The sequence below is a fragment of the Mesorhizobium sp. M2A.F.Ca.ET.067.02.1.1 genome, assembly GCF_004023285.1.
Taxonomy (GTDB): Bacteria; Pseudomonadota; Alphaproteobacteria; order Rhizobiales; family Rhizobiaceae; genus Mesorhizobium.
This window is the reverse complement of sequence record NZ_RZSB01000098.1, coordinates 1-11,900: the sequence shown is the minus strand read 5'-3', so window position 1 is coordinate 11,900 and position 11,900 is coordinate 1. Positions and strand designations below refer to the sequence as shown.

12 protein-coding genes are annotated in these 11,900 nt (G+C 63.2%); 9 read left to right on the top strand and 3 right to left on the bottom strand.

Translation table 11 applies throughout. From position 1 onward, the window contains the following. The coding region (locus EOA28_RS10495; protein ID WP_128314876.1) for a CheR family methyltransferase at positions 1 to 3,464 on the top strand (3,464 nt) is incomplete at its 5' end. 23 nt (positions 3,465 to 3,487) lie between these two features. Then, positions 3,488 to 3,877, top strand: a complete 390-nt coding sequence (locus EOA28_RS10490; protein ID WP_127251930.1) for a response regulator — start codon at positions 3,488 to 3,490, stop codon at positions 3,875 to 3,877. 32 nt (positions 3,878 to 3,909) lie between these two features. Here the strand turns inward: EOA28_RS10490 and EOA28_RS10485 are convergent, their stop codons facing one another. After that, positions 3,910 to 4,272: a response regulator gene (locus tag EOA28_RS10485; protein WP_127251929.1), complete on the bottom strand. Its 363-nt coding sequence runs from the start codon at positions 4,270 to 4,272 to the stop codon at positions 3,910 to 3,912. Positions 4,273 to 4,569: 297 nt separating this feature from the next. After that, positions 4,570 to 5,064: a hypothetical protein gene (locus tag EOA28_RS10480; RefSeq protein WP_126079187.1), complete on the bottom strand. Its 495-nt coding sequence runs from the start codon at positions 5,062 to 5,064 to the stop codon at positions 4,570 to 4,572. 128 nt (positions 5,065 to 5,192) lie between these two features. Between EOA28_RS10480 and EOA28_RS10475 the strand changes: the two genes are divergently transcribed. From EOA28_RS10475 to EOA28_RS10455, 4 genes are all read left to right on the top strand, one after another. Further along, positions 5,193 to 5,510, top strand: coding sequence for a hypothetical protein (locus tag EOA28_RS10475; RefSeq protein WP_127385964.1), 318 nt, complete (start codon positions 5,193 to 5,195; stop codon positions 5,508 to 5,510). A 594-nt stretch (positions 5,511 to 6,104) separates the two neighbouring features. Beyond that, a complete protein-coding gene (locus EOA28_RS10465) occupies positions 6,105 to 6,890 on the top strand; it encodes an SDR family NAD(P)-dependent oxidoreductase (RefSeq protein ID WP_127251291.1) in 786 nt (261 codons plus the stop codon). 88 nt (positions 6,891 to 6,978) lie between these two features. Beyond that, positions 6,979 to 8,157: a zinc-dependent alcohol dehydrogenase gene (locus EOA28_RS10460; RefSeq protein WP_127251290.1), complete on the top strand. Its 1,179-nt coding sequence runs from the start codon at positions 6,979 to 6,981 to the stop codon at positions 8,155 to 8,157. Positions 8,158 to 8,198: 41 nt separating this feature from the next. Then, the gene (locus tag EOA28_RS10455) at positions 8,199 to 8,438 is read left to right on the top strand and encodes a hypothetical protein (RefSeq protein WP_127251289.1); all 240 of its coding nucleotides are present in this window, start codon (positions 8,199 to 8,201) and stop codon (positions 8,436 to 8,438) included. A gap of 199 nt (positions 8,439 to 8,637) precedes the next feature. Here the strand turns inward: EOA28_RS10455 and EOA28_RS10450 are convergent, their stop codons facing one another. Next, entirely contained in the window at positions 8,638 to 8,910 is a 273-nt protein-coding gene (locus EOA28_RS10450; protein ID WP_042647258.1) for a hypothetical protein, read from the bottom strand. Between the two features lie 189 nt (positions 8,911 to 9,099). Between EOA28_RS10450 and EOA28_RS10445 the strand changes: the two genes are divergently transcribed. The 3 genes from EOA28_RS10445 to EOA28_RS10435 all read left to right on the top strand — a co-directional run. Next, positions 9,100 to 10,206 (top strand): SDR family NAD(P)-dependent oxidoreductase, encoded by a 1,107-nt coding sequence (locus EOA28_RS10445; RefSeq protein ID WP_127251288.1) that lies wholly within the window; start codon positions 9,100 to 9,102, stop codon positions 10,204 to 10,206. After that, entirely contained in the window at positions 10,203 to 11,276 is a 1,074-nt protein-coding gene (locus EOA28_RS10440) for an NAD-dependent epimerase/dehydratase family protein (RefSeq protein ID WP_127251287.1), read from the top strand. The genes EOA28_RS10445 and EOA28_RS10440 overlap by 4 nt, the downstream gene beginning before the upstream one ends. Beyond that, on the top strand, positions 11,273 to 11,900 hold a 628-nt coding region (locus EOA28_RS10435; RefSeq protein WP_189341999.1), incomplete at its 3' end, for a cobalamin-dependent protein. The genes EOA28_RS10440 and EOA28_RS10435, both read left to right, overlap by 4 nt.

The window sequence follows — 11,900 nt, the reverse complement described above, 5'->3', positions numbered from 1 at the left end:
GCGGCATCGCGGCCCTGCAACGGTTCTTTCCCGAAGTGCCGGCCGAAAGCGGCTTTGCCTATGTGGTCATTCAACATCTCGATGCCGAGCACGAAAGCGTTCTCGCCAGCATCATCCAGCGGTCGACCTCGATCGAGACGCTGACGGCGGCCGAAGACATGGAGATCGAGCCCGACAAGATCTACGTCACGCCGCCCGGTGTATCGGTGACGGTGCGTGGCCAGCATTTCCATATGGCCAAAATGGCCACGACGCGCGCCAGGCGCACGCCGATCGACGATTTCTTCACCTCGCTGGCGCAGGAGCAGTCGGAGAACGCGGCGGGAGTGATCCTGTCCGGCACTGGCAGTGACGGCACCATCGGGCTGAGAGCCATCAAGGAACGCGGCGGCCTGACCTTGGCGCAGGAAAGCGCCGAGTATGACGGCATGATGCGCAGCGCCGTCCAGAGCGGCCTAGTCGACATGGTGCTTCCGGCCGAGGAAATGGCGGGCAAGCTCACCAGCTATTTCCGCCACGCCAACCACACCGATGGCGAGCGCGACCGCCGCAAGCGCGATGTCGCCGAGCAGCTTTCGCGCATCGCGGCGCTGCTTCGCGTGCGCACCGGCCATGATTTCAGCGGCTACAAGGACAACACGATCCTGCGCCGCATCCAGCGCCGGATGCAGGTGCTGCAGATCGACGACCCGATCGCCTTTTACGAGCGGCTGCGCGACGAGCCGCAGCAGGTCGATCTGCTCTTCCAGGACCTGCTGATCGGCGTCACCAGCTTCTTTCGCGACGAGCACGCCTTCGATGTGCTGGAAAGACTGGTCATTCCCCGGCTCTTCGAGAACCGAAAGCCCGACGAGACGATCCGTGTATGGGTGCCCGGCTGTGCGACGGGCGAAGAGGCCTATTCGATCGCCATGCTCTTAAAGGAGAGCGCTCCGCGGGGCGCCGCCTCGCCCAATCTGCAGATTTTCGCCACCGATATCGACGAGCGTGCGCTGGAGGTGGCCCGCGCCGGGCGCTATCCTGCAACGATCGCCACGGACATAACGCCGAAGCGGCTCAAGGAGTTCTTCTCGCGCGAGGACGGCACTTACCGCGTTTCGGCCGATCTGCGCGAGGTCTGTCTGTTTTCCTCGCACAACCTGTTGCGCGACCCGCCCTTCTCCAAGCTCGACCTGATCACCTGCCGGAACCTCCTGATCTATATGGGCCCGGAACTGCAGGAAAAAATCATTCCGATCTTCCACTACGCTCTGCGCAACAACGGCTATCTCTTTCTCGGATCCTCGGAGAACGTCACGCGGCACGCCCGCCTGTTCTCCACCGTGGACAAGGCGAGCCGCATCTTTCAGAAGCGTGGCGGGATGACCCCGCAGCGGTTGCCCGAATTCCCGCTCGCCGCCGCTGCCAGGCACACCGTGCCGAATACACGGCAGCGGGCGACGAACGGAACCTTGCAGGAAGTGGCGGAGCGTCTTCTCGTCGAGCGATTTGCGCCGGCCTATGTGGTGGTCAACGCCGGTGGCGAATTGATGCATAGTTCGGGCGGTACCGGCAAATATCTTGAGCTCGCCGCGGGCGCCCCCGACCACAACGTCTTTTCCATGGCAAGGCGGGGCCTTCGCATGGATCTGCGCGCGGCGCTCCACAAGGCGGCCAGCACCGGACAGGTGGCGATTCAGAACAAGATCACCGTCGGCACCAATGGCGGCCGGCAGACGATCAGCCTGGCCGTGCAACCGTTGCCCTCCGACGGCTCGGCGGACCCGCTCTACATGCTGGTCTTCCGCGACATCGGCGGCATCAAGGCGGAGTCGGAGGACGAGCCCGTCCAAATGACCGACGATGTCGAAAGCGCCAATGTCAGCCAGCTCGAAAGGGAGCTGAGGGAAACCAAGGAGCGGCTGCAGATTACCACGGAGGAGCTCGAATCCTCCAATGAGGAGCTGAAATCCTCCAACGAGGAACTGTCGTCGATCAACGAGGAGCTGCAGTCGTCCAACGAGGAACTGGAAACCTCGAAGGAGGAGCTGCAGTCGATCAATGAGGAACTGCAGACGGTCAATGCCGAGCTCAACATTCGCGTCGACGAGCTCAGCCGCGCCAACAACGACATGGCCAACCTGCTCGAAAGCACGCAGATCGCCACCGTGTTTCTCGACCGCGACCTCTGCATCAAGAGCTTCACGCCGACCGCCCGCGACCTTTTCCGCCTGGTCGAGAGCGATGTCGGTCGGCCGCTGGCGCATGTGCGGCCGCGCTTCCCCGCTGACGGGCTGCAGGCCGACATGGAGCAGGTGCTGCTGAGGCTTGGCACGATCGAGCGGCAGGTCGAAGGTACCGACAGCGGCCGGCGCTACATCATGCGCGTCCTGCCCTATCGCACCGTCGACAACCTGATTGCCGGCGTCGTCGTCACCTTTGTCGATGTCACGCAGATCGCGCGGGCAGAGGAAAAGATCGGCGTGCTCTCGCACGACCTGCGCAACCGCGTCGAAAGCCTCGAGACCCTGCTCGACCTGGTGCCGGTCGGCATCTTCATCGCCGAAGACGGCGACGGCGCGGAGATCCGCGCCAACCGCCGCGCGGTGGAACTCATGGGGCAGCGCTCCACCGGCGACAAGCTCATTTCAGTTCCCGCCGTCCTGCCGCTGACGCTCAACGGCGTTAAGGTGGATGCTGAAGAGCAGCCTCTGCGAAAGGCGATTCGCACCGGAAAACCTATCCCCGGCTACGAAGCGCAAATCCTGCACGAGAATGGTTCGGGCATCGACGTGATGATGTCGGCCAACCCGCTTTTCGACGAAAACGGCAAGGTGCGCGGCGCCATCGCGACCCTTGTCGACATATCGAGCCACAAGGAGGCAGAGCGCAGCCAGGAGAGATTGCTGCACGAACTGCAACATCGCGTGAAGAACATCCTGGCCACAGTCACCGCGCTGGCTTCACGCATGGTTGGCACATCGAGTTCAATCGGTGATTTCTTTTCCTCGTTCCAGCAGCGGCTGCAGGCAATGGGCCGAACGCACGAAGTGCTGTCTTCCTACAACTGGCGCGATGCCGATCTCGAGCAGCTGCTGCGGGCGGTTCTAACGCCCTACAGCAGCAAGCTTCGCCAGAACATCGTCATTGACGGAAAATCACTGCAGCTCGGCGCAAGCGTGGCCGCGACACTTGGCATGGTGTTCTTCGAGCTTGCTAGCAATGCGGCGAAATATGGGGCGCTCTCGACCGAGGACGGCCGCGTCGAAGTGGCCTGGAGAACCGACAAATCGGGTGTGCTGTCAATCGGATGGAAGGAAATCGGCGGGCCTGCCGTAGACGAGCCGACGCGACTGAATTTCGGAACAAGCTTTATCAAGCAAAGTTTAGAGTATGAGCTTGGGGGGAAGGTCGACCTGCGGTTCGAGCCCTCCGGGCTTGAGTGCGACATCCAGATACCGTTGGCACCCGCCACGGACCGCTGACATCCTCGCGCTGGGTACCGGGAATGAACACGAATACACTCTTGTCCGACCTTAAAGTCCTGGTGGTTGAGGACGTGTTCATGCTTGCGCAGGACTTGGCCGACCAGTTGAGCGGTGCCGGATGCACCGTGGTCGGACCGGTGCCCACGGTTCAACAAGCGCTGGATCAAGCGGACAGTATCGCCCTGGATGGTGCCGTGCTGGACGTGAATCTTCGCGGCGAGCGAAGCTTTCCTTTGGCCGAGCATCTGGCGCGTGGCGGCGTGCCTTTCATTTTCCTTACCGGATATGACAGCGCCACCGTCTTCCCCGATCAATTCAGGGACGCGCAGAAGCTAGCCAAGCCCGTCGACTACAAGATGCTGATCGAGGCGGTGTCGCGGTTCCGCAAAGGTGATGCCGCGTCGGGCTGAAGTCCAGCTTGGGCTCATTGAATTGGCCTGATCTATTGCTCGGCGCGATCCCCTACCAATTGGCTCGCCAGTTCGACCAGATGCCGGATCGGCGCCGGCTTGGGCACATAAGGCGCGCCGTGGAAGATCGGCGACTGGAACTCCGGATCGTAGCCCGAATGGACGACGAAAGGCACGCCCGCTTCCTTGAGGCGGGCGGCGGTGACACCGCGCTGGCCATCGAGCAGTTGGATATCGATAATGGCAAGGTCCGGCCTGTGATCGTCCAGCCAAGTCGCGGCTGCCCGCTCGGACGCTACGCAGGCCGCCTCGAAACCTCGCTCCTTCAGGCCATTCGCCACGTCCGACGCAATCAGATATTCGTCTTCAATGATCAGTGCCAAGGGCGTTGCCATGGCGACCTCCTATGACAGGCGCATTTCTGCCGGACGCACGACTGATCGTACTCCGCCGGCCAGGGAAACGCACCACGCTTTGCTTCGGAGCGGTTTCGAGCTCCCCAACAGGATTTGGACCGGCCTGGTTCAACCCCGTCTCCTGCTGAAGTTCAATCACGTCGGGGTGGGACAAGGCCGCGCGGGCATCAAGCAGGCGAAGGAACTCAGGTCTCAGCCCGTCGCCTCGTGAACTCGCAAGCGCATGCAGTGACATGAGGGAACGCATCATATTACCTTTCACAGATGCCGCCTCCCTCACATTGCGGCGGTTGCCCTTTCCTGCCTTGCTTCTTCGAAATCGACGGACACGACGACAGCGCCGTCGCCGCCACGAACCCGAACCGCCCAGCCGTCCTGAAAGGGTTCGGCCGCATCGTCGAGCAGATCGATCGCCGACCGCAACGCTTCGTCATGAACGGCTTCCAGGTTGGGCAAGTCCACGCCTTCGAGCCGCCTCACATTGCCACCCTCGCGATATTCGAATGTGTAGGGACCCTCACCTGTATCGCTTTGCCGCTGGATGCCGGGCCGGCCGCCATCTGCGTTCCCCTGCGAGCGGTCTTGTGCAGGCAGGCCGCCGAAAGCCGCGCACTGAACCATCAACTCTTTGGCGCGATCAACAAGGGCGCCGTGGTCAAGCAACGGATTGGACACGACCATCGTGACAGCGATGTTTTCGCCGCCCTCGCCGACAAATTCGACCGTCACAGTTCCGGGACTGGCATGTATCGCTGTGTCGAGAACTTGCATTCCTGCCTCTTTCTCTTGGTGTTGAGAATACAAAGCTGCCCTGCTCCGGAAAGTTCCCTCCGAGTTTCAAGAAGGCGCGGTTGGAACAGCGGGGCCGGATGAAGGTTTGGGAACAAAGGAGGCGCCGAATGTCACCCAACCCACGCACACCGGCCGAGGCCCGCGGCGAAATCCAGGCCGGCAGGACGCAGGACAAGACACCCGGATTCGACCCGGCGGCGGCACCGCAGGAAGCAGACGCCGAAGCCGGTGCTGTCTCGACGTCCGCCGCGCCGGCCGAGCCGCGCAAACCGAACTTCACCAACCAGTCGAGCTTTGCCCACGCGATGCGACCGCCGGAGAACGCGCCACACCTCGAGCCGAGCAGGAACGGGCCGGTCCTGGTCATCGTGGCGCTGGTTGTCCTGGCCGCGGTCGCCTTTCTGCTCGCCGCGGCCCTGCACTAGCCATGGAAGGAACATCATTCGCCGTCCCAGGTTTGATAACGCAGGAGGTTATTGCGATGCCGAGCTTGAGAAGTCTGTTTCGCCATCTGTGGCGCTGGAAAGCACAGCCTGCGACCGACCCCTCTCCAGTGGATGCCATTGTGCGGCTGCTGCGCGACGCCGAGAAGCAGCGCGGATCCCGCCGTTCGGAATGACCGCATATTGACGGTTATGTCTCCGGTGGATCGAGCGATCGCCGGAGTCACTCCTCGTCAAAGATATGCTCGTGGATGATACCGAGGATCTGCAGCTTCACTGTTTCCCGCGCCTCGGGTTTCGCGAAGGCCATCAGCAGATCGACCGTCTCCTCCACCCGCCGCGGCAGGTCGCGCTCGGATCGCTCAGATAGCTGCCATGGGCATAGAGGTTTTCGGTCAGCTTCTTGTTCAGGTCGGAAAAGAGTCCCATGGCGATTGCTCCTTGCCGATCCAACAGCCAGAGCGCCCACGCGGTTCCCTCGGCCGAAGGCATTGCAGTTTCATCGTGCGGAATCCTCCGATCCCAAGGAACATTCGGTCCAACCGGATGTTCGGCCGAACCACTCAGGAGGATCGAATGGGAAACGGGAAACTGGCGGTCGTCACCGGTGCCTCGAGCGGCATCGGCAGGGAGCTCGCGAAACTCTGCGCCAAGGACGGCTACGATCTGGTCATCGTCGCCGATGAGCCGGCCATCGAGCAGGCCGCGGAGGCGCTCCGATCGCACGGCGTCTCGGTCGATGCGGTGGAGGCCGACCTTGCACGCGAGAATGGCGCCGACAAATTGATCGCCGAGATCGGCGACCGCGACATCGATCTCCTGTTCCTCAACGCGGGGCGCGGCCTGGGCCGGGGCTTTGTCGACCAGGATTGGAACGAGGCACGCCGCGTCATCGACACCAACATCACCGGCACGGTCTATTTGGCCCATCGGCTTGGCCGCAAGATGGTCGGACGCGGTCGCGGCCGGATCCTGTTCACAGGCTCGATCGCCGGCTTCACGCCAGGCACATTCCAGGCGGTCTACAACGGCACCAAGGCCTTCATCGATTCCTTCGCCATCGCGCTGCGTCACGAGCTGAAGGACAGCGGCGTGAGCGTCACCGTTCTGATGCCGGGCGCCACGCAGACGCGCTTCTTCGAGCGCGCCGACATGATGGATACCGAGATCGGGGTGCAAGAGAAGGACAATCCCGCCGATGTGGCCAGGGACGGCTACGACGCCTTGATGGCCGGCGAGGAGCAAGTGGTCAGCGGCTGGAAGAACAAGATGCAGGCCGCCGCCGCCCATGTCACACCGGCCGGCACTCTGGCCGAACAGCACCGCAACATGGCCGAACCGGGTTCGGCGAAGAATGGCTGAAAACGCGGGCTCTGATCCGGGAACATTCCCGCCCAGCGCCAGTTCGGTCCGTAGCCCGCTAAGCATCGACAACCCAAAGGAACAACCGATGAAAGCCCTGACCTGGCATGGCAAAGGCGACATTCGTTGCGACCAGGTCGCCGACCCGGTGATCGAGAACGATCGCGACATCATCATCAAGGTCACGTGCTGCGCCATATGCGGCTCGGACCTGCATCTGATGGACGGCTACATGCCGACGATGAAATCGGGCGACGTGCTGGGCCACGAGACCATGGGCGAAGTGGTGGAAGTCGGCCGCGCTCACACGAAGTTCAAGAAGGGCGATCGCGTCGTGGTCCCCTTCAACATCTCCTGCGGCGAGTGCTGGTTCTGTCGCAACGGCCTGTTCTCGCTCTGCGACCGCTCGAACCCCAACGCCGAGCAGGCCGCCAAGGTGATGGGCCAGTCGCCCGCGGGCCTGTTCGGCTATTCGCATCTGGTCGGCGGCTATTGGGGAGGACAGGCCGAGTATCTGCGCGTGCCCTTTGCCGATGTCGGCCCGATCAAGGTGCCTGACGGCATGGATGACGAGCAGGTGCTGTTCCTGTCCGATATCTTCCCCACCGGCTACATGGCGGCCGAGAACGCCGGGATCCAGGAAGGCGACACTGTCGCCATCTGGGGCTGCGGGCCGGTCGGGCAGTTCGCCATCCAGAGCGCCTGGATGCTCGGCGCGGGCCGCGTCATCGCCATAGACAAAGTGCCGGAACGGCTCGCCATGGCGCGGGACTACGGCAAAGCGGAGACCCTCGATTTCAGCAATTCCGATATTTACGATGCCCTCATGGCCATGACCGACGGTCGCGGCCCTGACAGTTGCATAGACTGCGTCGGCACCGAGGCCGATGCCACCGCAACGTCCGATTCCATGCTCGATAAGGCCAAAGCCACCGTCTATCTCGGCACCGACCGGCCGCATGTGCTGCGCGAGGCGATCTATTGCTGCCGCAAGGGCGGCACGATCTCGGTGCCCGGCGTCTATATCGGCCTGGTGGATCACATTCCGTTCGGCGCGGCGATGAACAAGGGGCTGACTTTCCGCATGGGCCAGACCCATACCCACCGCTATCTCGAGCCGCTGCTGCAGAAGGTGCTAAGCGGCGAGATCGACCCGTCCTTCGTCATCACCCACCGCGCGGGCCTGGAGGAAGGACCGGATCTCTACAAGACATTCCGCGACAAGCAGGACGGCTGCATCAAGGTGGTGATGCGCCCGCACGGCTGATCGCGCGCATAGCGAACGGCTGAACGAGGAAAGGTTCGAAAATGGCTGAACCGAAAGACACGTCCAAGCCTGCGGTGAAATCGCCCGATCCCGGTGGGCTTCCGCATCCGCATCGCGATGCGCAGGACCGCGATGCGGGCGCGAGACCGACTGCCCCAAAGACCTCAGGCGCACGGGAGCCCTCGACCTCGCCGCTCGACAATCCTGTTGCAAACCGCAACGCCGGCCGACGGCGCCAGACCGGGCCGACACCCAGGCCGACGGACAAGCCGCTCGATTGAGCGGCACGAACAAATGCGGCAGCCTGACCGCCTGCCGCGGCGCCGTTGCAGGGCCTCCTCTCCCTCCAACGGCGCGACGACGCCAGCTTCTCGACCCACTAGAGCGTTTCGCCGTTTCACGGAAACGGCGAGCCGCTCTATCTCTTTGTTTTGACGCAATTCCGAACGGAAAACCGCTGACACTTTTCCTGGAATTGCTCTAGTCCTTCTGGCTGCGCTCGACGAATTTGTTGAAGCGGCTCGTTCCTCCGCCGCCGGCTTCATCCTGATGCAGGAAGGCTAGGTCGTTCTCGTCGAAAATGCGGAAGAATTCGTCCCACTCGATCGGTTCCAGCGTGTCTTCGGGCTCGCCGAAATCGATGCGCAGAATGCCGCCCTTGCCTTTCGTGCGAACGACGGCCGGCTGACCATCGCGTTCTTCCACCCATTTCCGGATCTCGTCGTGATTGGTGGTCGTCTTGGCCTCGGACATGGATTTCCCTTTCTCGCAGCGGGGATTGGTGAGCGGCCCTAACAGCAGCCAAAGGGCAATGTTCCACCGGGTTGCACAGCCCTTGTCTGGGCTGCGTGACCTCCCGCGGCGGGAACTTTGTTGATGCAGGGAACAAACCTTTTACCGCGCAGTTCGGGGCGCCGAAGCAAAATCCGCAAGGGAGTCATCGTGAAACGAGTATTGGTTACGGGAGGTTGCGGCTTCATCGGCCGCCACGTCGCCCAGGAGCTCGCCGACCATGGTTATCGCGTGCGCCTGCTCGATGCGCTTGTCGACCAGGTGCACGGTGCCGAAGCCATCAACCTTCCCACCGGAGCCGAGCTGATCAAGGGCGACGTGCGCGATCGCGATGCGGTCGCCGAGGCCGTTTCGGATATCGACGCGGTCATCCACCTGGCGGCCGAGGTCGGCGTCGGCCAATCCATGTACGAGATCGCCCGCTATGTCGGCACCAACGACCTCGGCACGGCGGTGCTGCTCGAGGCACTCATCAAGCATCCGGTCGAACGGATCGTCGTGGCATCCTCCATGAGCATCTATGGCGAAGGCCTCTACCGGACTGCGGACGGCGAGCGGATCGATAATGCCCGACGCAAGCACGCTGACATCAAGGACGGCCTGTGGGATCTCAGATCGGCATCGGGCGAGGCCCTGTCGCCGATTCCCACCGACGAGGAGAAGCGGCCGGATCTCGCCTCGATCTACGCGCTGACCAAATACGCGCAGGAGCGCGCGGTGCTGATCTTCGGCCAGGCCTATGGCATCGATGCGGTGGCGCTGCGCCTCTTCAACGTCTTCGGCGCCGGACAGGCGCTTTCCAATCCCTATACCGGTGTTCTCGCCAACTTCGCCTCGCGTCTCGCCAACGGCAAGCGGCCGACGATCTTCGAGGACGGCGAGCAGAAGCGCGACTTCGTGCATGTGCGCGACGTCGCCACCGCTTTCCGGCTTGCTCTGGAACAGCGCCAGGCCGCCGGCCATGCCATCAATATCGGCAGCGGCCACGCTTATTCGATCAGCGACGTAGCCCGCCTGCTTGCCAGGGCGATGGGTATTCCCAAGCGCCCGCCCGAAATTCTCGGCAAGGCGCGTTCCGGCGACATCCGCAACTGCTTCGCCGACATTGCCAAGGCGCGCGAGCTGCTCGGCTTCGAGCCGAAGCATCGACTGGAAAATTCGCTCGGCGAATTCGCCGCCTGGGTTCGCAACAGCGTCGTCATCGACCGGGGCGCCGACATGCGGCGCGAGCTGGAAGAGCGGGGATTGGTCTCATGACCCAGACGCACCGCCACGCCCGACAGGCGCCCGTGGCCGTTATCGGCGGCAGCGGCTTCATCGGCTCCAATCTCGCCGACAGCCTGCTCTCCGACGGGGAAACAGTGCTGGTCGTCGACAATCTCAGCCGTCCAGGCGTCGAGCAGAATCTCGATTGGCTGGCGCAAAAGCATGGCGAGCAGCTGACCGTCGAAATCGTCGACATTCGCGATCTGAGCGCGTTGGCCACCGCACTGGCGCCGGCCAAAGCGATTTTCCATCTGGCCGCTCAAACAGCAGTGACGACCAGCCTGAGCGATCCCGCTGAAGACTTCGACATCAATCTCAAAGGGACGTTCAACGTTCTGGAAGTCGCCCGCGGCGCCGGAGCTCCCGTGGTCTTCGCCAGCACCAACAAAGTCTATGGCAGCCTGCCCCAGATCGCGGTTCGGCAAGCCGACGATCGCTATGAACCGCTCGACGAGGAGGTGCGTACGAGCGGCGTCGCTGAGAAGGTGGGCCTTGATTTCTGCACGCCCTATGGCTGCTCGAAGGGCGCGGCGGATCAGTATGTACTCGACTATTCCAAGTCCTATGGCTTGCCGACGGCGGTGCTGCGTATGAGCTGCATCTACGGGCCGCGCCAGTTCGGCACCGAGGACCAGGGCTGGGTCGCGCATTTTCTTCTCAGCGCCCTGTCCGGCCAGCCGATCACCATTTACGGCGACGGCAGGCAGGTGCGCGACATCCTGCATGTGTCCGATGCGGTTGCCGCCTATCGCGGCCTGTTGGCCAGGATCGAGGACCTGAAGGGCCAGGCGTTCAATCTGGGCGGCGGCCCGCGCAATGCGGTCAGCCTGCGCGTGCTGCTGGCGGAGATCGCCGACATGACCGGCAGCGACATCACGATCCGCCACGACCACGAGCGCACCGGCGATCAGCCCTTCTTCGTCGCCGACACGCGCAAGCTGCAAGCCGCGATCGGCTGGCAGGCGCATGTCCCATGGCACGAAGGCATCTGCGATCTTGCCAGCTGGCTGCTGCGGCATCGGCTCCAATCTCGCCCCGAAGCCACGAGGTACGTCGCATGAAAGTCGCCTTGGTCAATCCGTTCTGGACGTATGAGCACAGCATCTATTTCGGCTGCCGCCAGCCGCATCTGCCGCTGGAGCTCGGCTATTCGAAGGCAATGCTGGAAGCCGACGGGCACGACGTCCTGATGCTGGACGGCTTGCTGCAGGGGCTCGACAACGCAGCCCTTGCCGAGCGCGTGGCGTCATTCGCGCCGGACATGACGGTGGTAACCACCGCGCCGACCTATCTGTTCTGGCGCTGCGCGCCCCCGGAACTGCGTGTTCCCGGTGAATTCCTCAACCATCTGGCCGGACGCGGCGGACGCACCGTGGCGGTCGGACCGCACGGCTCGGCGACGCCTGCGCCGACCTTGCGCAAGCTCGGCGTCGATCTCGTCGTGCGCGGCGAATGCGAGGAGATCGTGGCGGAGCTCGCGCGGCAAAGCGACTGGAGCAAGGTCGCGCATACGGCCCGCCTCCAGGGCGAGGGTCTCGCCTGCTATGGCGGCGTTCATGCCAGTTCATTCATCGATCATCCGGCGCTCAGCTGGCCGTCCGACTGGATCGCGGCGCATAGCCACCACCACCATAGGTTCGATACCGTCCAGAAGGGCGCCGGCGCCGAGGTGGAGGCGTCGCGCG

Excerpts from the sequence above, each read along its gene's own strand:
- EOA28_RS10490 (WP_127251930.1), top strand. The coding sequence starts at position 3,488 with ATGAACACGAATACACTCTTGTCCGACCTTAAAGTCCTGGTGGTTGAG.
- EOA28_RS10485 (WP_127251929.1), bottom strand. The coding sequence starts at position 4,272 with ATGGCAACGCCCTTGGCACTGATCATTGAAGACGAATATCTGATTGCG.
- EOA28_RS10480 (WP_126079187.1), bottom strand. The coding sequence starts at position 5,064 with ATGCAAGTTCTCGACACAGCGATACATGCCAGTCCCGGAACTGTGACG.
- EOA28_RS10475 (WP_127385964.1), top strand. The coding sequence starts at position 5,193 with ATGTCACCCAACCCACGCACACCGGCCGAGGCCCGCGGCGAAATCCAG.
- EOA28_RS10465 (WP_127251291.1), top strand. The coding sequence starts at position 6,105 with ATGGGAAACGGGAAACTGGCGGTCGTCACCGGTGCCTCGAGCGGCATC.
- EOA28_RS10460 (WP_127251290.1), top strand. The coding sequence starts at position 6,979 with ATGAAAGCCCTGACCTGGCATGGCAAAGGCGACATTCGTTGCGACCAG.
- EOA28_RS10455 (WP_127251289.1), top strand. The coding sequence starts at position 8,199 with ATGGCTGAACCGAAAGACACGTCCAAGCCTGCGGTGAAATCGCCCGAT.
- EOA28_RS10450 (WP_042647258.1), bottom strand. The coding sequence starts at position 8,910 with ATGTCCGAGGCCAAGACGACCACCAATCACGACGAGATCCGGAAATGG.
- EOA28_RS10440 (WP_127251287.1), top strand. The coding sequence starts at position 10,203 with ATGACCCAGACGCACCGCCACGCCCGACAGGCGCCCGTGGCCGTTATC.